At 46.3% G+C, this 23,319-nt stretch carries 20 protein-coding genes and 2 riboswitches; of the genes, 5 read left to right on the plus strand and 15 right to left on the minus strand.

All coding sequences use genetic code 11. The features are described 5' to 3' along the window. Positions 1-14: 14 nt before the first annotated feature. The 6 genes from cobT to AC50YO_RS02855 all read right to left on the minus strand — a co-directional run bounded on the left by cobT (position 15) and on the right by AC50YO_RS02855 (position 7,688). Positions 15-1,079, minus strand: coding sequence for a nicotinate-nucleotide--dimethylbenzimidazole phosphoribosyltransferase (cobT, locus tag AC50YO_RS02830; protein WP_494842910.1), 1,065 nt, complete (start codon positions 1,077-1,079; stop codon positions 15-17). Next, positions 1,069-1,896, minus strand: coding sequence for an ABC transporter ATP-binding protein (locus AC50YO_RS02835; protein WP_494842912.1), 828 nt, complete (start codon positions 1,894-1,896; stop codon positions 1,069-1,071). The genes cobT and AC50YO_RS02835 overlap by 11 nt, the downstream gene beginning before the upstream one ends. After that, positions 1,893-2,933 (minus strand): FecCD family ABC transporter permease, encoded by a 1,041-nt coding sequence (locus tag AC50YO_RS02840; protein ID WP_494842914.1) that lies wholly within the window; start codon positions 2,931-2,933, stop codon positions 1,893-1,895. Before AC50YO_RS02840 ends, AC50YO_RS02835 begins: the two co-directional genes overlap by 4 nt. Before the next feature lie 2 nt (positions 2,934-2,935). Continuing rightward, the gene (locus AC50YO_RS02845) at positions 2,936-3,934 is read right to left on the minus strand and encodes an ABC transporter substrate-binding protein (RefSeq protein WP_494842916.1); all 999 of its coding nucleotides are present in this window, start codon (positions 3,932-3,934) and stop codon (positions 2,936-2,938) included. A 141-nt stretch (positions 3,935-4,075) separates the two neighbouring features. Continuing rightward, positions 4,076-4,296, minus strand: a riboswitch (cobalamin riboswitch). A gap of 81 nt (positions 4,297-4,377) precedes the next feature. After that, positions 4,378-6,639, minus strand: coding sequence for a heavy metal translocating P-type ATPase (locus AC50YO_RS02850; protein ID WP_494842918.1), 2,262 nt, complete (start codon positions 6,637-6,639; stop codon positions 4,378-4,380). Between the two features lie 101 nt (positions 6,640-6,740). Continuing rightward, a complete protein-coding gene (locus AC50YO_RS02855) occupies positions 6,741-7,688 on the minus strand; it encodes a phosphotransferase family protein (RefSeq protein ID WP_494842920.1) in 948 nt (315 codons plus the stop codon). 120 nt (positions 7,689-7,808) lie between these two features. Here AC50YO_RS02855 and AC50YO_RS02860 point away from each other — a divergent pair, with 120 nt between their 5' ends. Next, positions 7,809-8,339 (plus strand): PCYCGC motif-containing (lipo)protein, encoded by a 531-nt coding sequence (locus tag AC50YO_RS02860; RefSeq protein ID WP_494842925.1) that lies wholly within the window; start codon positions 7,809-7,811, stop codon positions 8,337-8,339. A 73-nt stretch (positions 8,340-8,412) separates the two neighbouring features. Here the strand turns inward: AC50YO_RS02860 and AC50YO_RS02865 are convergent, their stop codons facing one another. The 3 genes from AC50YO_RS02865 to AC50YO_RS02875 all read right to left on the minus strand — a co-directional run bounded on the left by AC50YO_RS02865 (position 8,413) and on the right by AC50YO_RS02875 (position 10,727). Beyond that, positions 8,413-8,715 (minus strand): DivIVA domain-containing protein, encoded by a 303-nt coding sequence (locus AC50YO_RS02865; protein WP_494842930.1) that lies wholly within the window; start codon positions 8,713-8,715, stop codon positions 8,413-8,415. 117 nt (positions 8,716-8,832) lie between these two features. After that, the gene (locus AC50YO_RS02870) at positions 8,833-9,609 is read right to left on the minus strand and encodes a M15 family metallopeptidase (RefSeq protein WP_494842932.1); all 777 of its coding nucleotides are present in this window, start codon (positions 9,607-9,609) and stop codon (positions 8,833-8,835) included. Between the two features lie 176 nt (positions 9,610-9,785). Next, positions 9,786-10,727: an EamA family transporter gene (locus tag AC50YO_RS02875; RefSeq protein ID WP_494842934.1), complete on the minus strand. Its 942-nt coding sequence runs from the start codon at positions 10,725-10,727 to the stop codon at positions 9,786-9,788. A 78-nt stretch (positions 10,728-10,805) separates the two neighbouring features. Beyond that, positions 10,806-10,907, minus strand: a riboswitch (purine riboswitch). Between the two features lie 479 nt (positions 10,908-11,386). Between AC50YO_RS02875 and AC50YO_RS02880 the strand changes: the two genes are divergently transcribed. Continuing rightward, the gene (locus AC50YO_RS02880) at positions 11,387-12,367 is read left to right on the plus strand and encodes a bifunctional 3-deoxy-7-phosphoheptulonate synthase/chorismate mutase (RefSeq protein WP_494842936.1); all 981 of its coding nucleotides are present in this window, start codon (positions 11,387-11,389) and stop codon (positions 12,365-12,367) included. On the opposite strand, the gene AC50YO_RS02885 is transcribed toward AC50YO_RS02880, so the two are convergent. Together AC50YO_RS02885 and AC50YO_RS02890 are read right to left on the minus strand one after the other, a co-directional pair. Continuing rightward, entirely contained in the window at positions 12,352-13,395 is a 1,044-nt protein-coding gene (locus AC50YO_RS02885; RefSeq protein ID WP_494842938.1) for an SH3 domain-containing protein, read from the minus strand. The genes AC50YO_RS02880 and AC50YO_RS02885 overlap by 16 nt on opposite strands. 416 nt (positions 13,396-13,811) lie before the next feature. Beyond that, positions 13,812-15,416 (minus strand): MDR family MFS transporter, encoded by a 1,605-nt coding sequence (locus tag AC50YO_RS02890; RefSeq protein WP_494842940.1) that lies wholly within the window; start codon positions 15,414-15,416, stop codon positions 13,812-13,814. A gap of 161 nt (positions 15,417-15,577) precedes the next feature. On the opposite strand from AC50YO_RS02890, the gene AC50YO_RS02895 reads away from it, so the two are divergent. Then, positions 15,578-15,775, plus strand: coding sequence for a hypothetical protein (locus tag AC50YO_RS02895; protein ID WP_494842942.1), 198 nt, complete (start codon positions 15,578-15,580; stop codon positions 15,773-15,775). A 57-nt stretch (positions 15,776-15,832) separates the two neighbouring features. On the opposite strand, the gene AC50YO_RS02900 is transcribed toward AC50YO_RS02895, so the two are convergent. Continuing rightward, positions 15,833-17,215 (minus strand): hypothetical protein, encoded by a 1,383-nt coding sequence (locus AC50YO_RS02900; protein ID WP_494842944.1) that lies wholly within the window; start codon positions 17,213-17,215, stop codon positions 15,833-15,835. Positions 17,216-17,353: 138 nt separating this feature from the next. Here AC50YO_RS02900 and AC50YO_RS02905 point away from each other — a divergent pair, with 138 nt between their 5' ends. Together AC50YO_RS02905 and AC50YO_RS02910 are read left to right on the plus strand one after the other, a co-directional pair. Continuing rightward, a complete protein-coding gene (locus AC50YO_RS02905) occupies positions 17,354-18,091 on the plus strand; it encodes a MerR family transcriptional regulator (protein WP_494842946.1) in 738 nt (245 codons plus the stop codon). Positions 18,092-18,236: 145 nt separating this feature from the next. Continuing rightward, a complete protein-coding gene (locus AC50YO_RS02910; RefSeq protein WP_494842948.1) occupies positions 18,237-19,250 on the plus strand; it encodes a ParB/RepB/Spo0J family partition protein in 1,014 nt (337 codons plus the stop codon). A gap of 79 nt (positions 19,251-19,329) precedes the next feature. Here AC50YO_RS02910 and AC50YO_RS02915 read toward each other — a convergent pair whose 3' ends face one another. From AC50YO_RS02915 to AC50YO_RS02925, 3 genes are all read right to left on the minus strand, one after another. After that, a complete protein-coding gene (locus AC50YO_RS02915; RefSeq protein ID WP_494842955.1) occupies positions 19,330-20,613 on the minus strand; it encodes a chitinase in 1,284 nt (427 codons plus the stop codon). 328 nt (positions 20,614-20,941) lie between these two features. Continuing rightward, on the minus strand, positions 20,942-22,168 hold the full coding sequence (locus AC50YO_RS02920; RefSeq protein WP_494842958.1) for an MFS transporter: 1,227 nt from the start codon (positions 22,166-22,168) through the stop codon (positions 20,942-20,944). 79 nt (positions 22,169-22,247) lie between these two features. Then, on the minus strand, positions 22,248-23,144 hold the full coding sequence (locus tag AC50YO_RS02925) for a glycerophosphodiester phosphodiesterase (protein WP_494842961.1): 897 nt from the start codon (positions 23,142-23,144) through the stop codon (positions 22,248-22,250). Between the last annotated feature and the right edge of the window lie 175 nt (positions 23,145-23,319).

Here is a 23,319-nt window from a genome sequence, read left to right on the forward strand (position 1 = left end):
TGTTCACTCCCGCTCTACTCCTTCGATACGCCTGCGCTGTCGAAGGTAGCCATTTCCTGCATGAGCTTCAGCGCTGCATCAATGAAGTGGAAGCAGAGAACAGCGCCTGTTCCTTCACCAAGACGCATCTCCAAATGAATCATCGGCGACAATCCGATTGCTTCCAAGAGCTTGGCATGCCCTTGCTCCTGTGATAGATGGGAGGCGAGAAGATAAGGCCTTGCCTGCTCTGCTATCCGTACTGCTACGAGCGCAGCAGCAGAGGAGATGTAGCCGTCTATAACGATTGGACAGCCGTTAGCAGCAGCTCCGATAATAAGCCCCGCCAGACCAGCAATCTCTAATCCGCCCACCTTCGCAAGCACATCTATCGGATCAGCAGGATCAGGCGTATTGAACGCAATCGCTTTTTTCACTACCTCGACTTTGTGAAGCCAGCTTGCGTCGTTGATGCCCGTACCCCTTCCAACCGATTGCTCCGGAGGCAAGCCTGTCAATACCGTTGTCAGAGCAGCGCTTGCTGTCGTATTCCCAATGCCCATCTCACCAGTTGCGAACAGACGGTACCCCTTCTCTACTAGCTCGCCTGCAAGATTCACGCCGACCATAATCGCTGCGATCGCTTCTTCTCGTTCCATAGCAGGGCCCTTTGCCATATTCGCTGTTCCTCTGCTTATCTTCCGACTGAGCAGATCCTGATGCTCCAAATCAGCATTGACGCCAATATCCACGCAGAATACATCCGCTTCTGCTTGCTTGGCTAATACGTTCACCGCTGCTCCGCCTTGCAGAAAATTCAATACCATCTGGGGAGTAACGGCTTGAGGAAACGCGCTAACGCCTTCCTCACATACGCCATGATCCGCTGCCATGACGACAACCGCTTTACGATCCAGCTGCGGCCAGCGCTTGCCCGCAATGCCTGCAAGCTGGCTGGCTATGACCTCCAGCTTGCCGAGACTGCCAGGCGGCTTAGTCAATTGATCGGAATGAAGCTGAGCTGCCTTGGCCTCCTGCTCATTGAACGGCTTAATACGCATGAGCGTAGCTGCTAACTGCGAATATAGATTATCCTCCATTATTTCTGACTCCTTTATCTGTCTTATTATGCAAAGCATCTAGTTGCTTGGGCTGTAATAACAGCTGAGGCGCACCTGTCACCGGGTGCTTAATAATCGTCGCCTCAGTCTCATACACCTGCTTGATGAGTGCTTCAGTAAGCACTTCACCCGGGGCACCGAGCGCGGCAATGCCCCCTTTATGTAAGACGATAATTTCATCACAATACAGCGCTGCCAAGTTCAAGTCATGCAGCACAGCGACAGCTGTCAGTTCTCTGTCTCTCTGCCAATCACGAACGCTGTCCAGCAGTTGGACCTGATAGCCGATATCTAGATAAGTGGTCGGTTCATCCAACAGTATAATATCAGGCTCCTGCACCATCACCTTCGCAAGCGCTGTACGCTGCCGTTCGCCTCCGCTGAGCCGATCCATCGTACGATGCTGGAGGCTTGTAAGTCCCAACGTCTCTAATGCATGGTCAATCAGCGACTCCGTATCACGGCTCTCATCTCCGAACCAATTCTGATAAGGATATCGACCCATGCTAACGACCTGACGTACTGTGAAGCCGACTGGAGGCAGGCCCCCCTGCTGCAGAACGGCTAATCGTCTAGCCAGCTGCTTGCGCGGATAATCGCTAATCCGCTTGCCATCAAGCAAGATTTCGCCTTCGGTTGGTGTTCCTACCCCTGATAACAACTCAACTAAAGTCGATTTGCCCACACCATTTGGTCCGATAATACCATATATTCTATCTGGTTGTAACGTAAAGGACAGACGATTCAAGACAAGATTCCCTTGAATCATCTTCATAACCTGATTCGCTGTGATCATAGCGCTCTCTCCTGACTTCTTTTTCTTCTGCGCAGCAAATAAGCGAAGAATGGAGCACCGATAAGAGCAGTAACGACTCCAAGAGGAATTTCTCGCGGGCTCAGAGCCATACGTGCCAGCGTATCCGCCCACAGGACAAAGATTCCGCCTCCTACTGCTGACAACGGAATAAGCAGTCTGTAGTCAGGCCCTACAATCAATCGAATGAGATGAGGAACAACAAGTCCGACAAAACCGATGACACCCGATACGGATACTGCCGCGGCAGTCAGCAGTGTAGAGCCAACTAATACGATAATTTTGGTTCTCTCTACTTGAATGCCAAGATGAGCAGCATGCCTTTCGCCGAGAACGAATAAATTAAGGGCTTGTCCGTAGGCAACAAGCAGCGGGAAGCCGATAATGAGAAACGGCAGCAGAATATAGACATCAGACCAGCTCTTCATGCCTAAGCCGCCCATCAGCCAGAACAAGATCTGGTTCACCACATTATCTGATAAAGATACCATCAGTGATACGAATGACCCGAGAAAGGCTTGTACGATGACCCCTGACAAAATAAGCGTCTCAATCTGCATAATCCCCCTGCTGCGTGCCAAAGCAAACACGCCGAATAAGGTAATCGTACCTGTTACGAATGCAAGGATAGGAATCGTCCATACGCCAATAATGGTCTGGAAGCCGAAGGATATTAAGAACGCTGCGCCTACTGAGCAACCTGAAGCCACACCCAGCGCATAAGGATCAGCGAGCGGATTGCGAAGCACGCCTTGGAATCCAGCCCCCGCCAGTGCAAGGCAAGCTCCAACGAGTACTGCTAGCAAAACTCGCGACAAGCGTACTTGCGTTACGATCGCGATCTGGCCGTCTGACCATTCATGCGGCACATCCGACATCCATGGCAATTGATGATACAAGATACCTGCTACATCACTCATTGAGAGATCATCAGAGGAACCAATTGATAAACAAATGACGACAGAAACAGCAAGAAGGAGCATAGCTGCTCCTCCATAAATGACTAATTGACGTCTCATTATTATTTTATAAGATCCGGGTGAATTGCTTTGGCCATTTCGAGCAGCCCTTCTGAGAGCCTTGGACCAACGCGTACAAGCGGGTCCTCTGATACGGCAAACAGCTGTTTATTTTTAACCGCATCAATTGCTTCCCAGCCTGGACGGCTCGCAATTGCCGCCGCAATTGGGTTCGGATCTTCGCTAAGTGCTGGATAAATAATGATCGCAGGATTCTGCTTCACAATTTCTTCCGCATCCACCTGGAACCAGCCTTGCTGTGCAGCTGCAATATTCGTTCCCCCGGCAATAGTTAGAAGCTCATCAAGGAAAGTGCCTGAACCTACTGACCAGCCAGGTGAGAATTCCAAATAGACAGGCTTCTTGGGAGCATCCTTAACCGCATCAACTACCTGCTGCTTGACCGCTCGCATGTGCTCGGCTAACTTCTTCGTGCCTTCCCCTTTATTCATGATCTTGCCTACTAATTCAATATGCTCGACAGTAGCATCGTAAGTCTGGGGATCAGAAGCCAATACCGTAATTTTCAGCTCACGTAGACGTGTGATCGCATCTGTATTCATTCCTGATGAAGCCAATACAAGATCCGGATTAAGCGCGATAACGGCTTCAATATTTGTCGTCATATCACCGACTTTGGCTTTTTTGGCAGCCTCTTCGGGATAATTGCTGTATTCGTCCACGCCTACAACTTCTTGCGCAGCGCCGACAGCGAACATAATTTCTGTCTCACTTGGAACGAGCGTCACGACCTTCTCAGGCGCTTTCTCGAAAGTCAGCTCCGTTGAAGTAGCATCCGTAACGGTAAATGGATAGCTCGTTTCTGCTGCAGGACTTGCACTTGGCTGCTCACTCGGAGCGGGGCTTGCCGACTCTACCTGATTCTGCTGGTTGTTGACAGCTCCCTTGTCCGCGCCGCAGGCAGCGACGAGTACAAGCATAACCATTAACAAGGCAGCAACTGCCAACTTCATCATTCGGTTCATTTGTATAGTTCTCATTTTACTAAAGACACACCTTTCTATTTCTAAATTAATATAAAAAAAGCATTCCCGGCAATTGTGCCGGAAATGCTGTATATCCTCTCGCTCACGCAAAAAGATGGACTGCCCCACCAACACCTTCCTATCTCCACGTAGGATAAAGCGTTATAGGAACAGGCAGGTCTCCTGACTCGAAGCCTGGCTGCGCTGTCTTCCCAGTGTGAGTAACACCCAGTGACTTACTTGACGCAGCAGGTGGCATAAGTTGGCTATTGCCGCATTACACCGCTTCTTACAGTGGCGGGACCGTGCCGGTATTTCACCGGTCTTCCCTATTAAGCTGCAACAAATTGTTGAGCACCTGTTCAATCAATTATGAATTTATGACCTAGCTAATATACCATCGTTATTTAGAGTTTGTCTAGCATAATGGAGGGTAATAAGCAAGGGAATCCACTGGATTAAAGGATCGTGTGCCGAAGTGTCCGATTCAGTCTTAGGGCATTGGCAACGACCGATACCGAGCTGAACGCCATTGCCGTTCCCGCCATCCAGGGCTCTAATAATCCGAAGGCAGCAAATGGAATAATAAGCGCATTGTAGAAAAAAGCAAACATCAGATTTTGCCGGATGTTCCGGACAGTTAAGCGGCTAATGAACAGAGCTTCTGGTATAGCTGTCATGCGAGGCTGAAGCAGGGTGAGATGACCGGCTGTCAGAGCGGCATCCGTCCCGTCTCCCATCGCGATGCCAACATCAGCTGCCGCCAAAGCGGGCGCATCATTCCAGCCATCTCCGGCCATTCCTACGCGGTGCCCCTCTTTCTTAAGCTTCTGAACCAATTCCAGCTTATCTTCCGGCAGCATAGAAGCATAGACATTGGCAATCCCTACCGATGCGGCGGCGCTTCGGGCAGAAGCCGGATGGTCTCCAGTAGCCAATAAAATAGAAATGCCAGCTTGACGCAGGCGTTCAACCGATTCTTGCGCATAAGGCTTTATCGTATCCACGAGCGAGATTGCCCCTAGCACCAAGCCGTTGTCAGAAACATACAGCACGGTCTCTCCCTCTGCTTCACGCGCTTTCGCAAAGGTCATTATCGTAGAATCTGCCAAATTCCAAGCGCGCTCTGTTACAAATGCAGCATTCCCTATACCAACTCTTCTATTCTCGAGATAACCCTCCACCCCTTTACCGGGGGTATATTCGGTATCCGTAACTGACGGGAGAACGAGTCCCGCTTTATTGGCTTCCTCTTTTATCGCTTGCGCCAACGGATGAGCGGAGCTTGCTTCCACAGCAGCTGCTAAGCGAAGCAAGCCAGAACGACTGCTATTGACGGCATGAATGATACTGACATGCGGTTTTCCTGCTGTCAACGTCCCGGTTTTGTCGAGTACGAGGTGATCGAGCTGAGCCAATCGTTCAAGCGCGCTGGCATCCTTCACGACGATGCCTCGCTTCGCGAGGCGTCCTGATGCTACAACAAGCGAGATTGGCGTTGCCAAGCCTAATGCGCAAGGACATGCTGCCAGCACAACAGCTACAGAGCAGCGGAATGCTTGCTCCCAGCCCCCAGGCTCAATGATGAGCAGCCAGATCAGAAAAGTAGCCGCAGCCAGTATAAGCATAACAGGTACGAACCAGCTCGATATGCGATCTACATTCCGCTGAATAGCCGATTTGGATCGCTGCGCCTGACGCACTAATTCATGAATCCGATTCAGCATAGTCGCATGCCCTGCCGCTTCTGTACGAAGCCGCAATTGCCCGCTTTCATTGCTGGTGCCTGCCCAGACACGGTCTCCGGGACGCTTTACGGAAGGCAAGCTTTCTCCGGAAAGCAGCGATTCATTCACATCAGATATTCCATTAGTAATGATGCCGTCGACCGGAATAAGCTCCCCGGGCTGCACGACGACATAATCATTCTCGCGAACAAATTCACTCTGTATAACAAGCTTCTGTCCGCCTCGTTCGACAGTTACGGTTCCGATCTTGAGCCTGCTATAGCCGGATGCGTCGTTCTGGGCACGGGCAGCGGCGTTTACTTCCATGAATTTACCGAGGAGCACGGCCGTTATGACAACCGCCGACGTCTCGAAATATAGCGACATGCCGCTATCTGCCCTATAACTGTTAAACACCATATAATGACTGTATAAGTAAGCGGCAGTCGTCCCGATCGCAACGAGTACATCCATGTTGGCTGCACGCGCTTTTATCGCATGATAAGCACCGATGTAAAAGGGCAATCCGATTACAAATTGAATAATGGTCGCAAGCAGCAAGTGAAGCCAAGGGTTCGTGAGCCAGGCTGGCAGCTCCGCTGTCATAAACCAAGGAAAATGCTGAACCATTGCGGAGAGCAGCGGCAGCGTTAACAGCGCCGAGACAACAAGTCGAATAAGCAGCGCCCTGCGTTCTCTGTGGAGACCCTCTTCAGCTCGCTCAGGCAATTCAGCCTGGAACCCAATCTTGCCGATTCGTTCTCTAATCTGATCGGGCTCAATAACCCCAGGCACATACTGCACCCATGCCATTCGAGCGGAGTAGCTGACTGCCACGGCTTGAATACCTGCTAATTTGCCGACTGTCCGTTCAATTCTGCCCGCACAAGCGGTACAGCTCATTCCTTGAATGGAAAAATCCACTGTTCTGCTTGCTTTTACATCGTCCATTCCTATCCCTCGCCTTCTGTCCCCCTCTTCCTGCTGTGTCATTTGCCGACAAGACGAGGAACAAGCTCTGCGATAGATTATATGATGCGAATAGGAAGGACATGCTTTGCTGCCTCATAATAGATTGCAGAAGGTTCGTTCGATTAGAGATGGTTTGGCATTGCTTGAATTCGGTTCATTACACTAACTAAATATAGATCCAGTCGTTCTCTTATTAATTCGTCCGTGAGCCCCGTGAAGCCTAGAGCAGTCCATCCCGAATACACTGTGGGCGGTCCGAATAATAGATCGGCTAAAGAAACAAGATCCCAATAAGGCTCATAATGAAAAGCATCCCCTGCATATTCCTCATAAGCGGCTAAAAAAGCATCTGCTGTCGCCGTATCGTACAATTGGGCAAGATCCACTCTGCAATGGCCAACATCAACTCCTGCCGGCCCCCTGCATGCATTCACCCAATCGACAATTCCGCTTACCTTGCCTGACTCCCACAATAGATTCGTTGGATGGTAATCACGATGAATCAAGCATGATCTCGTTTGGGGACGCTCGCCCTGTATAATTGCGATCGCTTCCTGCCATAGTAAGGGCTGGCTCGACCATTCAGGAACCTCTAATTCCGCTAGCACCTTATAGGGTGAATAAGTCCACGGAAAATCAGCAGCAACAATAGCGTGAACTTGGGAAAGAGCTTCCGCCATTCCATCTGCCCACAGCATTCGATCTTCCGGCTCCAACACAACCTTCCCTTCCAGCTTGGTCATGATAACTGCTGGGATACCGCAGTTCTCACCATTCTCATCGTAAGAGATAAGCTGTGGCGCAGGGAGCCCCGCTCCATAAGCAAGCAATAAACTATTTGCTTCGTGGACGGCAAGATCAGGCTCTTCTTCTATCCATTCCTTATTGTCGAATTGACGAATAACATACTCTCTCAACGACTGATGATCCTGCAGCTTAATACAATGAACAATTGCTGAATTGCCGCCATGCATCTGATTGGATGCCAGCAGCTGCGACTCGGGGAAGATAGTGTGTGTAATCCACTGCTGTACGCGATCTGGCAGCGGCTGATTAATAAGATTAGTCATCTTGGGAAAGTTCACTCCATTATTCATCTATTTGTTAACATTCATTCATAATTATAGCATTGGGTTCTGTTATAGACATGCTATAATGGCTTTATTCTATTTCTGAGGAGTGACAATGCTTTGAACAAAGGGTTACGAGCCGCTTTATTTTTGTTTATTGTGTTTTCGGTCGTATGGTTGAGCGCATGCGGCAATGCAAGTACTAATGAGCAGCCTGCACAGCCTGAGCAAACCGATGAGCACACGAATCATCAGCATACGGCGGAGAATGGCGATCTGCAAGAAGAGACTGCTTCACTAACCGAGCTGCCCTCTTTTCTAACGAATGCTGCTCCAATTATTCAGACTGCTTATACGAAGGCTGCAACACTAACGGATGTGTTGCCTTACATTCCTTGTTATTGCGGATGTGGTGAGAGTGCCGGCCATAAAAATAATTTGAATTGCTTCATCCTTGAGGTGAAGGAGGATGGCACCGTTATATGGGATGATCATGGCACGCGCTGCGGCGTATGCATGGAAATTGCGCTTACGGCCGCAACGATGAAAGAAAACGGGTCTTCCACTGAGCGGATACGCCAGTATGTGGATGAGAAGTATAGCGAAGGCTATGCTGCACCAACCTTAACGGAGCTGCCAGAAGCCTCTTAGGCTTGAATGGATGTTATAAAGGGAATAGAAAAGAGGCGTACGGCATCAGCCATACGCCTCTTTTCTATTCCTGCTATACACGCGGTCGCAAGTACTCTCTTCTCTCCCCGAACACTTTCATTTCGAGATCCTCGAGTCTGCGCTTGATCATGAAATAATCATACGATTCCTTATCCTTCATCAATTCCCCATGAATACTCGCCAAATCTGCTTCGAATCTATTAATAATATCTTGCATACGGCTGTAGTCTTTTATAATTTCATCGAGGAATTCATCTACCTGTTCCGCACTGTAGCCTCTTACCTTTTTCTCAAATTGCTTCCCATGAATCGTATTTGCGGTTAAGTTAATCCCATAATTCGAAAGTTCACTCATTGCCATTATTGCCCCTTTCAAGCTTCCCATAAGTAACGGGATTAGAAATAATTCTTATACTAATATACGACTTATTCCGAGTAACTGCAAAAAAAACAGATTCCATCCTCATCCCTTCTACTCGACGTCAAAATCATAATAGGACTTTGGATAGGGTTCATTCTTAAGCGTGTAATGCCACCATTCTTTGTTGTATGGCTCGAATCCATGGTTGACCATCGCGTCCTTAAGCAAGCTGCGATTGGCAGTCTGCTCTGCTGTAATCTTCTTCGTGCCATGATTGGATACCTCGCCTAAGAAGTCAAAGATGCTGCCCATATCCAGTTCCTCTTCCGTATCGATACTAACTAACGTTAGGTCTATTGTACTACCTCTGGAATGCCCTGATTTGGAAGCAATATAGCCCTTGAATAATTGCGGCTTATCGAGTTCCGGATAAAAGATAGACTTCATCTTCGTGTCCTGGCTGTCCTTGGACCAGCGCTTAAATTGAGCAACCGCTTTGGCAGGACGATACACATCAAATACTTTTAGCTTATAGCCGGCAGCTTCCAGCTCATCACTGGCCGCTTTAAGGGCTGCTGCCCCTTCCTTGCTCATAATGGCAAGCGGTGCTTTATAACCTTCAACTCGCTTGCCGATGAAATTATAATCACTATAATAGCGGATATCATAGATAGCAGAAGGAATAACTTCGTCCAAATAAACAAACCCTTCAGGCAATAGGTTTCGCTTCGCACTAGCCTCCTGCTCTTCAGGAACGATTTCCAGTTCCTCCACTGGTGAAGCAGTCCTATCCAACCATTCATCCGGCAAAGACAGTCCACCCGCAGAACCCATCAGCATCATCATGATGAGCCATACGGCAACAATAAACGATTTAATTTCTGGCACGGAATCCCTCCTATTTAGTTTACATAATTAATTATATGTAAACTAAATTCGTAAATTATAGTTTGTAAAAATAATACAATAATTATTATGAAGATTTTCCCTTTCATCGTAGCACATCATCTTGCTCAAGTGGACAACAAAAAACCGCGCAGCGCGCGGTTCATCTTATTTGCTTATTAATGCGAAGTGATTGTTGTCCGCCGAATTCGTCTTAGAATCTCAGGCAGTGCTACGCCAAGCAGCACCAGGAGCACACCACACCATTGAACTAGACTGACATGCTCATGTAGAACAAAGGAAGAGAGCAATATAGCAACTGGCAGTTCAATCGCCCCAAGCACGCCTGCCAATCCTCCCCCAATATGCGGCACGCCTATCGCAAACAATACGGGCGGGATAAAGGCTCCGAAAAAACCAAGCAGGAAACCGTATAGAAGCAGATTGCCCCATATCAGTCCATTGAACAGAAAGTCTGGGGTAAACAGAATAAACACGATAATCATCGCACCCGTAACCATCCATGCGCTGCGGTAAGCCGGATGAGCGTTTGGCACAACCTTCCCGCTAAATAATATAAATAATGTATAGCTGACCGCCGATAGAAGGCCAAATATTATGCCAAGCATATTGAAGCTGCCTGTTCCCTGCTCCAGTATGCCCGCTGCAAGAAAGGTACCCCCTAGCAATACGACGAGTGTCATCACCATCGTGCCATTCGGTCGTTTACGCTGCAGTACCGCTTGAAGCAAAACACCAATCCAAGTGAATTGAAAAAGAAGCAAAATGGCTAAGGATGCAGGTATATACTTCAAGGAGTGGTAATAAAGCAAGCCCGTCGCAGCTGTCGGAGCCCCTGCCACCATAAGGAGCAGCCTTTGCGGCCAAGTCAGATTGGTTACAGGAGCACTCGATTCCTTAGGAGCTATACGATTGTTGCGCGCCTCCCGCCACTTCGTGAATAGCACTAAGAGCCATGTCAGCACAAAGCCGATGAATAATTGGCTTCCGACAACCTCACCCAGCTCATATCCTTGTCCGTATGCTGTAACCACAATTGTAGATAATATCCCATAGCTTGCTGCTCCTAATAGAACAGCTAATAAATATTTCGTTTTCAAAAAACAACCCCCCATATAATGGATTCTCGCGATTATCACGGCAATAAAAAATCCTAACTAGGAATATATGGATCATCATGGATGTTCCCCTATATTCGTAGTTAGGAAGTTAAGGCTTCCTGTAGAAACCCTCGCCCTTATCTTCAGCGAGGCTATACGAAAATATGCAATTATAACCTTTGTTAAGACACAACAAAATATATAGTACACGACTCATAAGAAACTGTCAATGGATGTATAAGCTAACTTATTTATTTTATTACGATAAAGCACTCACGCGTTAAATCAGACGCTTGCAACTGCGAAATGGATGCTATAAAATCCAATTTAATTCAAGCAAGTATCCCATATATCGTTAGAGGCGATGATGGAGAGAGTAAGCAGCTGACATGGCTGACAGGAACGGTGTGCCACCGACTGAGAGCACCCGATCACATGCGCTGCCGAAGTTCACTCCTGAGCCGGTACCTGAACGCAAGCTGCTATTCAACAGCTTGATGTAGGGTAACCCGTGTCCCGCGTTAAGGGTTTGAGTGAGAGATGAATGCCTGTTTCATTAAGGCCGGGGTCTCTAATAAGGGTGGTACCACGACTTCTCGTCCCTTGCGGAGGAGAGGTCTTTTTGTTGTTCCCAATACTAGTTCAAGGAGAGATGTTACATGAATATCAATACAATGAGCCAACTGCAAGATCAGCTAAATGACGTAAACAAACAATTGGTGGAGCTGCTGTCTGAACGCACTCAGCTAATCAAGTTAATCGGACAAGAGGACAAGGCAATGACAAGCAAGCTGTCCTCCCTGCTTCAGGTACAGCCTGCACCTAAAAAGCAGCTCCTCGTAAGTCGTCAGTCTCAGCAAGCAGATACCATTGTTCGTATCGGCAGCGATACTGCCATTGGCGTTCCCGGCAAACCAACGATGATTGCTGGCCCCTGCTCTGTTGAAAGCTATGAGCAAGTCCGTCAAGTTGCAGCTCTGCTGAAGCAGCAAGGCGTTACGGTAATGCGCGGAGGAGCCTTCAAGCCAAGAACATCACCCTATGAATTCCAAGGCCTTGGCATTGAAGGTCTGCGAATATTGAAAGAGGTTGGTTCTGAATTCGGCCTAACGACGATAAGTGAGATCGTCGATCCTTCCCATCTGGAGCTCGCCGCTGATTATATAGATATCATTCAGATTGGTGCGCGCAATATGCATAACTTCGAACTGCTCAAGGCGGCTGGACGATTAAAGACACCGGTTCTGCTCAAGCGTGGACTATCCGCCACTATAGAAGAGTTCCTTCATGCTGCCGAATATATTGTAGCCGAAGGCAATACACAAGTAATGCTTATCGAAAGAGGCATTCGCACCTACGAAAAAGCGACGCGCAATACGCTCGATATTTCCGCTGTTCCAATTCTGAAGCAAGCAAGCCATCTCCCTGTACTGGTTGATGTCACTCACTCCACGGGACGCAAGGATATTATGGCCCCTTGTGCCAAGGCTGCAATCGCTGCCGGAGCAGATGGCATCATGGTTGAGGTCCATCCGAATCCTGCTGCTGCTCTATCCGATGCCGCACAACAATTCAATTTCGAGGAGTTCAATCACTTCTATAACGAAGTAAGCAAAGCAGGTGTTTACAGCTTTTTATAATCTCGTTTCATTATATTTAATACGAGACTGGGCCACTTTGGATTAGCCGGACAGTACTTCTTGGCCACCTTGTCGATGGTTGTATAGCCCTTGCCGACATAGTGCTTCGAGAGGAGCTGTCCGAATTTTCTGACACTATCTCCCTTGGTTTCGAAGCTAAATGCTTTGTGATGCTTGCCATCAATAGCATTCAAGCCGAACAAGTTATTTTTATTTTTAGCTAATTTGCTTTTTCCGTTGCCGCTTTCCAGCTTCATGACCGCAATAGTGAAGTAAGCATTAATCCCATATGTATCCTCGATTTCAAGTATAGCTTCTTCCAAGCCCTGATCCTCTAGCGCTGTATTCGCAAGTATAGCAGCAATATGCTCCTCTGTTAATCCCGAGTCCGACTTCACTGCTGAGATTGGTTTATTCGGTTCCTCTGGTTCCTCATTCGGTAGCTCGGCATCCAGATGTATTTGTTCTTCTGGCTTGGTCACGGGTTCCGCATCGGATAACACAGGTTCAGCCTTTTCTCCATTAGCTCGCATTTGCCCATTGTTCACCAGCTTGGCATATTTTCCATTAATAAATCCACCAGCCGCTAGCTTTAGCCAGCCCTGCCCAGTTTCCTGCACCACCTCCAGCCGCTCGCCCCGCTCGACGGTATGAAGAATGGCTGAATCGGCATTTGAATTAGAACGCACGTTCAAATAATAAGCTGTAACCTCATAGACAGGATTAGGTACCTGAGGGATTACCGCCGTATGTATCACTTCATCCATAGGAATTTCACTTTGCATATGTATTGGGAGGACTACAGGTTCTATTTCTTGTACAGGGGGAACCGCTAATTGCTGCTGGAAGAATGCTTCGGAGAGGAACAAGGGGATAAACTCATCGGCAAGCACAAAAGCTTCTATAGAATCTGGCAAGGAGACAGCCGTACGGGCAGGCTCTGATCGCAAATCCATTCCAAGAGTCAAAAATAAATTTACACAAAGCATAATAACGAACAGCTTCTGATACCGTCTTATACGCATCATCGCTACACCTCTTCCTTAGTCTTTGAAAGGTTACTCGATTTTCGGTATAGGTAAGATTGTACACAGACCTTTATAAAAAGCATGTCAAACGAACAGCGAGGTTTCGTTGTTTATTTGTCGAGCAACAGCCGATTGTAGCTGGAGACAAATAAAAAAACCGCGCGCTGCGCGGTTCATATTCCATCTTCGTTTTATGCCTATTTCTCCATCTATTCCGACATTAAAATTCACTCATTCTTGTCCGTGAAGCATGAATAATGATGGAATAGATTACTTCTGCAAGGATCAGGCAGCCATTCCTTCCACCCTTCCGGTCCCGGTTACCATCCTCTAAAAAAACGGATGCTTCACAAAAGAACTTTCCTTCCATTGTTCATATAATAAAGCAGGGATAGCAGCTTCAATTGCCTGTTGGCTCAACTGCTTGGATATGAGGACTCAGGCTTAGTCGTCGATTCACCTGATAGTTGCAATTCACCTGCAGGCGCGGCTTGTGATGAAGCTTTTGGTGCAGCTTGTTCAATAGGATGCAGCTTTGCACGGCCCATCAGAATCGCAAATATAAGAGCTGCTATCGGCAGTAAAACCGACCACTGAAAAATATACAAAATCGAATCAGACAGCTTGCTGATAAGCGCATTAACCGTGTCTGCTGTTAATCCCAGCTTCGCCTGAACAGCAGGATTCAGCAGCGCTTGCCCTCCCTTCAAATCTTCCGCCATCTGGGGGCTAATCGCCGGAATGTCTTTTACCCCTTGCTGATACACATGTTTTTGCAGTACGCCAAATACGGTGATCCCAAGCGCAGAGCCAATCGTGCGGAAGAAGGTAATTAATGAAGATGCAGAGCCCTTGTGCTCAGGAGATACCGCATGAAGTGCCGCAATATTCAATAAAGAGAAGGATACGCCAATGCCCAGGCCAACAATGACCATGTAGAGCGTGATTAGTGCCCTGCTGGTCAAAGTATCCATTGCAAAACCTAGCAAGGATGTACCCACAAGCAGACATAATGCAGAGACAATCATAATATCCCGGTATTTGAACTTGCCTGCTATCCTTCCCCCAATCTGTGTACTAAGAACAACACCTAGCATCATTGGGGTAAGTACGGAGCTTGTCTCGGTTGCTGTTTTGTGAAACACGCCTTGAATAAACAACGGAATGTAGCTTGCAACAGCAATCATGACACCGCCATAGAGCAGACTAATGATCATGCTGCTAGTAAATAATCGGTTCTGAAATAGACGAAGCTGAATAATCGGTTCTTTGACTGCTCGCTCTACAAGCAAGAATAGAATGGTGAGAATGCCTGATGCTGCGAATAGCATAATCGTGTTCCAAGCATCCCACTCCCACCCATCCGTACCGCCCAGCTCAAGACCAAACATTAAGCACAATATAGCAGCAGTGAGCAGTATGGCACCTGCCCAGTCGATGCTTTGCTTCTTGATTGTTCTCGATTCCTTATAAGCTCGCAAAATAAAAAAAATAGCAAGGATCCCAATCGGAACGTTAATGTAGAAAATCCATCGCCAGCTAATATGCTCGGTAATCGCTCCACCAAGCACAGGACCGAATACGCTTGAGACACCGAATACCGCACCGAATAAACCCATCATCTTTCCGCGCTTCTCTTGAGAGAATAGATCGAATATGATCGTGAATACAATGGGCATAATAGCGCCCCCGCCTATCCCTTGAATCGCTCGGTAGATTATTAATTGATTCATATCCTGCGCTGTTCCACATAGAATCGAGCCAATAAGGAACAAGAACAGTCCGGCTAAAAAGAACCTTTTCCGTCCATACATGTCTGACAGCTTGCCGAATATCGGTGTGGAGACCACCATAGCAATCATATAAGCGGAGTACACCCACACGAACTTATCCAAACCGCCTAATTTTTCAATAATGGTTGTCATCGCTGTAGACACGATGGTTTGATCCAACGCTGCCATGAACAAGCCTAGCATTAGTCCTGCAATGACTAATTTCACATTGCTTTTATTAGCATCCAATTGGTATCACCTTCCTCATTTACAATTCTCTTGAATCCCATTCATTATTATACTCATATTTAAGAAGCTAACAATCTTTATTTTTCCAATGTTGTCCAGTTTCCATGGGGATAGATTATACATTGCCCTAATCAATTCAACAAAGGAGTGTATCCCTTCCTATGAAGCTTCTCTCCCAATACCTCTACTTGAATTTATGGCTCTGCATGATTTCAATTATGCTCTTTGCTTATGATGGCACGATTGCAGCAGCTGAAGGAACGGTATTGTTGTTCGCCAACCTCGTCTGCTTGATTCACCTGTCCAAAATTACAAAATTCCTGTTCGGTAGTAACGAGAACAACAGGGAGAGAGAATGATACAGCAAAAAAAGCCAGTCAAATTACCGAATAGAAGGCAATTTGACTGGCTTTTTATTATTTGCCGGAAGGAATCGTAATAGATGCCTTCCAGTCTGTATTGATCTCGGTTATTAGATTATGAATAGAAACCGTAATTTCTTTGGATTTCTTCACGAAGGAAGCAGGAAGCTGTCCTGAGAATCTAGCGCCGCTGCCACTCCCACGTTCCCCAAGCTCTCCTGCCTCATTCCGCTCATTCACAATCTGAACCCACATCGGAGTTGTTTGTTTGAATGCGGTTATTGCTTCAGTATCCATCCCTCCATACAGCGGGGTTGGTGTCTCCGGATGGAGTAGTAGATAAGGCTCTTTCATTCCTTTATCTTGCTCATATGCAATCGTGAAATCAATCCCGCTCTCATTATAAACTAATTCTTCAAGTTGAATCTTCGTATGATGCAGATACATTAACTCCTGATTCCTTTTATCTATATAAGAATCCTCCGCATCATTTACATACTTACTGAACTTGGACGCATCGATAGTGAATTGCAGATAGTCTACTTTATTAAATAATCGAATCGTTTGTAATTCTACCGTGAGGCTGTCAGGGCGTTTGTTGAACGGTGCAAACTCCACATAAGCCCCTCCTGAATCTGTGCTGCCTTGCAGGAAGCCTTGTCTAGTCTCTCCTGTATCTGTTCTAACAAGGAGCTGAACATTCCACAGTCTGTCATTATCACGGCCCGAGTTAAATCCATAATACAGACGATTGAGTGAAGGTCCCATCTCCAGACGAGACAGCTTGATCGTACGGTCTAATACGGTATGGCTTTGATCAATTGCAATTTTCTCTGCCACCTCATTAGCTGCATCATAATTAAGTGTATCCAGCTTTACTTGTGGCAAAGAAACCTTCTTATCCCCCATGTGGACAGTCAGGTCCGTAAGCTCGATTTCATTAATCTTCTCCAGCTTCTTCTGATCTGCACCTAACAAAGGCCTCGTTGTCGCTCGCCCATACAATCTTCCCTTATAATAGACGCCCTCAAGGGGAGACCAATTGAGCGTATAGGACGCTTGCTCATCTGCCTCTTCCCCTATCCCTTTCACTTTGAATGAAACAGAAGGCTGCTCATCTGCCTCCTTCTTATAAGTCGGCATGTCCATGCTATAAAAAATGTATACATGCTCTTTGTTGTACCAAATCTGATGAAATTCCAGCGATAAATCCGTATCAGGAACGGCAACCTTCATATCGAGATCACGAGTTAACTTCAACTGCTCTGCACGCTCAAGCCCTGGTGTCTTCCCATATTGATATTGCTTCACGCCTTCCCAGTCTGACACTTTCTTAACAAGAGCCTTGTTCTGATTAAGCTGGAAGCTGAAGAACACAATGATTAGAATCACTAGTACTGCTGTTACCGCAACGATGATTTTTTTTGGTGTAAACACAATTTCCTCCTTCTCATTCCCGTAACCGTATATTTTCACTATTATACGCATGACAAGAAAAGGCTGCAATTATTTTGTTGACTCTCACGTTACGTTATAATTTAGTATAGGTTTTGAAAAGGAGGTCAGGTACCTTTCATGAAGGTCAAAGAAGTCTCAGATCTCGTCGGCATTAGCGTTCGAACGCTCCATCATTATGATCAGATTGGATTGCTTGTTCCAGATGGTGTGACAGAAGCAGGCTATCGTCTGTATTCTAATGACTGTCTAGCTCGGCTGCAGCAAATTTTATTTTTCAAAGAACTGGGCTTTCCCTTGAAGAAGATTAAAGAGATGATATACAGCCCTTCCTACGACCAACAACAAGCGATGGAGCTGCAGCGCAATATGCTGCTGGATAAGCGTAAGCAGCTTGATATTATGCTGAACACGATTGACAAAACTTTGCAGCATTTGAAAGGAGCAATACCTATGTCTAATCAGGAGAAATTTGAAGGCTTTGATTTCAGCACAAACCCTTACGAGCAAGAAGCAAGAGAGCGCTGGGGGGACGAGGCTATAGATCAATCTAAAAAGAAACTGAGCAGTCTATCCGCTAGTGAACAGTCCGCTCTTGGAGAACAAATGAATACCCTCTATCGGAAGCTTGCGAGTCTTCGCCATAGCTCTCCTGCATCTGCGCAGGCCCAGGCTGCAATTGAAGAATGGTATCTGCTATTAAATAAGATGGGACATTACTCACTCGAAGCATTCAAAGGGCTAGGACAAATGTATGTAGATAGCCGCTTCACTACCAATATCGATAAATTCGGTGAAGGCTTAGCTCTATTCATGCGCGACAGTATGGCTATTTATGCTGACAACAATCGTTCTTAAGCCTAAGGTAAAACAGAAAGAAGCTTGCTCAAAAGTTTTTGGGCAAGCTTCTTTCTGTTCTTTCTACTTCTTTATAGGTGCGTGCTATAATAGAGTGAACACTTACCGCTTGTCCTGCGGTTAATTCAATGACAGGAGCAATGATATGGATATTATTTCGATTCCTACCCACTTGATTGATGAAGATACCGATCAGCCTCGCTATCAGTTCGATGAAGAAGCGCTGCTTGAACTTATGAATAATATTAATGAGATCGGCCTGCTCTCTCCCATAAAGGTTAGAACAGTCAGTAATGGCCGTTACAAAATCATTTATGGCAACCGTCGCTACAAAGCCTGCTCCACATTAGGCCATAAAACGATCCCTTGTATTGTATCTACTGTAACGGATGAACTCGAAATTTATTTGGAGCAGGTCGCGGAGAATTTAACGAGAGAGGGCTTTTCCCCTATTGAAGAAGCGGAAGCTTTCAATAAACTGCTTACCGATCCCAAGTTCAGCCGCTCAACTACTTATTTGTCCAGCAAGTTCGGCAAACCGGAATCTTACATAAAGAACAAATGCGAATTGCTCAAGTTCGGCAATGCAGTCAAAAAGCTTATTATTAATGGCACTGAGATTAAGAAGGACAAGCTGACCGAAGCGCAATTAATTCCGTTAAAGGATTTAGCGCTGGAGCATCGTGACCCGCTGGCTCTCATTATCGCCCGTGACGAAATGCCAGTAAGTGATGTCAAAAAAATTGTTCGTCTATTCAAGGACAAAGACATCTCGGCTTCCACCAAAGACAAGCTGCTGTACAAAACAGGCCCTGGCTTGCTTGAAACCTGGTCCGTCTATCAGCATAACAAGAAAGAGAAAGAAAAACCTATTGAGCCGAAGCCAGAGAAAGCAGTAAAAACAATATCTGGTGCGGAGCAAGATACAGCGATCGCTGTAAAACCGCTTCAAAAAAATCCGTTGGAGAGCAAGCTGTCCAAAGCAGCAGCTTCGCTAACTCCCTTGACTCCACTGCCCGCAGAGACGATTGCTGCCTATGAACTATTGAATCAAGACGAGCAGCAGGCGCTGCTCGTTAATCTGGATACAATGATCGCCCATTTGGAGCAGCATCTATCTGAGTGGAATCGCGTCAAATCGTTGTTAAAGACAACTTAACTATAGAACGCATGGCAAAGCAAAAGAGGCAGCAGGATCTACTTACGATCCCCTGCCTCTTTATTTTCTTATATTTGTATTAGAATGGCTTCATGCCTAATGTATCTACTTTCTCAGTAGAAATATCTACGCCCATTTTGCTTGTAATGTCGCGATAATGTCCGGCACGACGTTTCACCGAGCTGCCTTCCGTCTCGCCCATATTAGCCTCAAGGCCGTTAAGCACCAGAATGCTTACGCCAAAGCCTGGTTGAGACAAGCCTTTCGCAATCTCCTCTTTATTCGGTTTCCATCTGCCAACCATAACATCATGTGCAGAAGGCTTAGGCGCTTGCGGCGTCATCCAGAACAGAATCGCAGTCATAAATCCGATTTTGCCGTCAGCTGCAACGATTTCTGGATTTTTCAGGAGCACGTTTTTGTCGCCATAAATAAGGGAGCTGAACAAACCATAGTTGAAATTCCAGCTAAGCATGATCGGGCCGCGTCCATAATAGCGTTGACCTTCAACGCCTGGATACAAAGTGCTGCTTGCAGGGTCAACGAATGTAGATTCGTTAACGCCAGTCCTTCCAGCAATGTTCTCATTCCAGAACAATCCCCATTTCAATTCTCCGCCTGGAGCTGTCGACCAGCCTCCGCCTGTCTCATGGGCTAGATTGGCCAAGAAAGCAGCAAGCTCACGTTTTCTGTCCTTTTTGAACCCTTCCTTCAGGAAGGTTCCGAAGTCGACGATCTCAATCTTGATCGGCTTCTTCAAATTGTCTGCCGAGTTGAAATCATCGGAACGCGATACAAGTGTCTCTACCCGCGCATCTTTATCGAACCTATGTATTTCCTGCACGCCTGAAGTCCCTTGACGTGTACTAATCTTGAGTTTGATATTAGACACTTCTGTAACGGCATTAATTAAATTGTCGTAGGAGAAATAATCGGTTTGATTCTCTTTGTAATATTCCTTGCCTTTGGCAACCTTAAACCATTCAGGCGATCCAAGACGATTCGGGAACAGCTCTTCATAGTCCTGCTCAGGAAGCAAGGCTTTTACAGCTTCGACCGCTTTATCGGATCTGTATTCAGGGTCCATGCCATCCCATTGACTTTCAATCTCTTTGCGGCTTAACAGGCGGTTCTCCCCTACTGTCAAAGTACTTCCTGGATATTTCACCGAAGAGAAAGCGCTATCATTTTTCCCTTTAGTTTCTTTCGAGTCACTTTTAGTGGAAGCGCTCTCAGTTTTGGGCTTTGTACTAGAGGTTGCTGCTGTTGCGCTAAGCGGAGAAACCAGCAACACCGCGCCTAATGCTACACAAATCGTGCGATAAACCAGCTTGCTTGACAGTGGATATTTCCATTCAGACATTATTCATTCCCCTTTATCACTGAAGTTTTGTGATTGCATTACTAATTTATAGGAATGACATTTGATTTGTATATAGACATTTAATCCCATAACTTAGGAACTATTAGCATTCCAGCAGTTCTCTTACAGGTCTTGATAAGGACTTTAGAATTAGCTTTATACCATGAACAATGTCGAATAGAAGAATATGATAGTTCTATAGAATTATAAATATATCCAATTAGCTGGATTAAATAAAACGAAAAATAGCCTATTTCCAGAGGAAATAAGCTATTTCACATGTGACTTTACTCCTAAAAAGACTCAAAACCCTCATGGTTTCGACATATCAAGCAATAATCTGATCAGGGTCCGTTCCCTTCGTTTCTTTGCCAAAAAACAGGATCGTTAATGCACCAAAGACAATCGCTATGAAAAACACGATGAATACGCTTTGTATAGCCACTCCATTAGCCACCATCATTCCAACCATATAAGGACCCAACACTCCGCCTACACGGCCGAAGGCAGCCGCGAATCCGACTCCGGTAGAGCGAATAGCAAGCGGATATAATTCCGGGGTGTACGCATACATAGCTCCCCACGCTCCCAGGTTAAAGAAAGACAGGCTAATGCCGGCAGCGATCAGCATCCCTTCACTATCCGCATTTCCAAACCAGATTGCGCTGACCGCTGTGAACAGCAAATAAATCACTAATACAAATTTTCGGCCAAACTTCTCGATAAAGTACGCTGCTGTAAAATAGCCCGGAAGCTGCGCCAGCGTAATGATAAGCACATACTGGAAGCTCTTAATCAACCCATATCCCTTCATGACCATAACCGTTGGCAGCCATAAAAACATCCCGTAGTAAGAAAATACAACGGTAAACCATAGAATCCATAACGTAATTGTCGCAACTCTATGCTTCGATGACCAGACGGATGCGATCCGTTGCTTGAATGGCAGCTTACGCTCCCCTTGTTCCACAAAACGGGGAGAATCTTCAATAGACCGTCTAAGGTATAGCGCATAAAATGCTGGCAGCGCTCCGATCAGGAAGCCTGCTTGCCATCCCCAATGAGGAATAATGAAGTAGGCAATAAGTGCTGCAAGAATCCAGCCGCCTGCCCAAAAGCTCTCAAGCAATACGATAGCTCGCCCTCTATCTTTGGCTGGAACAGATTCCGAGACGAGCGTTGAGGCAACCGGAAGCTCGCCTCCCAATCCGAAGCCGGCAATAAACCGCAGAATACATAGCACGATAAAGCTTGTTGCGAATGCCGAGATGCCGCTAGCGACAGAAAAAATGAGCAGTGTCCATAATAATATTTTTTTTCGTCCGTAATGATCGGCTAGTGAACCGGCAACTGCAGCACCCACTGCCATTCCTATCGAGTTAATCGAGGTTAAGAGGCCGACTTGTGTAGCACCTAATCCCCATTCCAAGCTTAACGCTGCTACGATAAACGAGATTAATCCAACGTCCATTGCATCAAACAACCAGCTCAAGCCTGTGCTGAATAATAATTTCCGTTGCTTCCTATCACGGAGTAATGGGCCGGTATCCTTCATGCTGTGACCTCCATGCTGGAATTTTTTATTAAATGTGCTCAACAAATCGAGCTTCTATGTAGCTTCAGCAGTCTAGCTGCTAAGACTTATTGGCTTCTTTAATGACCTCGCTGAGACGGTCAGGATAATCCGTATGAAGGCCGTCTACCCCCCACTTCACTGCCTTTTCCATATTGATCTGATAATTGACGGTATAAGGAAACACCAGCAGCCCGGCTTCTTTAACCTTCTCTATATAAGCTGGACCGATACGCTGAAAGTTAGGACTGATTCCTACAGCGTATTCCTTAATTTCTTTGAGCGTGGAATTGCTAATATAAGCCGGCGTATTGTACCAGAGCAGTTGAAACAACTCGATATCTTTATTTAAACGATGAATAGCCTTCAAGCTGCTCTTGCTGAAAGATTGTACAGCTACATGATCTGCCAGCTTGAACTCCTCGACCAAGGCAACCATCGCTTCTTCCAATCCAGGATTATATTCAGGAGATTTTGTCTCCAGCATGTATTTGATATCATCTCCAAATATCTCGAAAATTTCCCTAAGCGTCAGCACGCGAGCATCTACAAACTCTTCCCGGGCATACATCGGATTGGCCTCATTAAACCAGGAGCCCATATCGAGCTGCTTGATCTGAGCCAATGTCAGTTGAGTGATTTTGCCCGTTCCGTTCGTCGTTCGATTAACGGTGTCGTCATGCATCGCGATGATTTCGCCATCCTTCGTCATTTGCAGATCAATCTCAATATAATCAGCGCCTGAGCGAATCCCGATCTGATACGCTGATAAAGTATGCTCCGGCGCATAGCCGGAAGCTCCTCGATGAGCAACCGTAGCTACCTTCACATCAGGAGAAAATAACGCATGCAGTGATACTGTACGTCCAAATAGGGAGAATAGGAGGCCAGCTACTGTGAGGAGGAGTACAACGTGTATGGCATAGAAATAAAGAGATGAGACTTCTTTTTTACGCAATTTTGTCAGCCACCTGTCTTATCCGGATGTCTTCCTATAGAAAAGTTATATTAGCAAATAACAAGTATACCAAATTTGTTTCGAATGAGACAACAGTAGATATCCATACAATGAATAGGAAGTCAGATTGGGTTGGAGGACAGATATGAATCAAAATGATTTTATCCTTATTGTT

The sequence above is a fragment of the Paenibacillus sp. J22P59 genome (assembly GCF_059383895.1).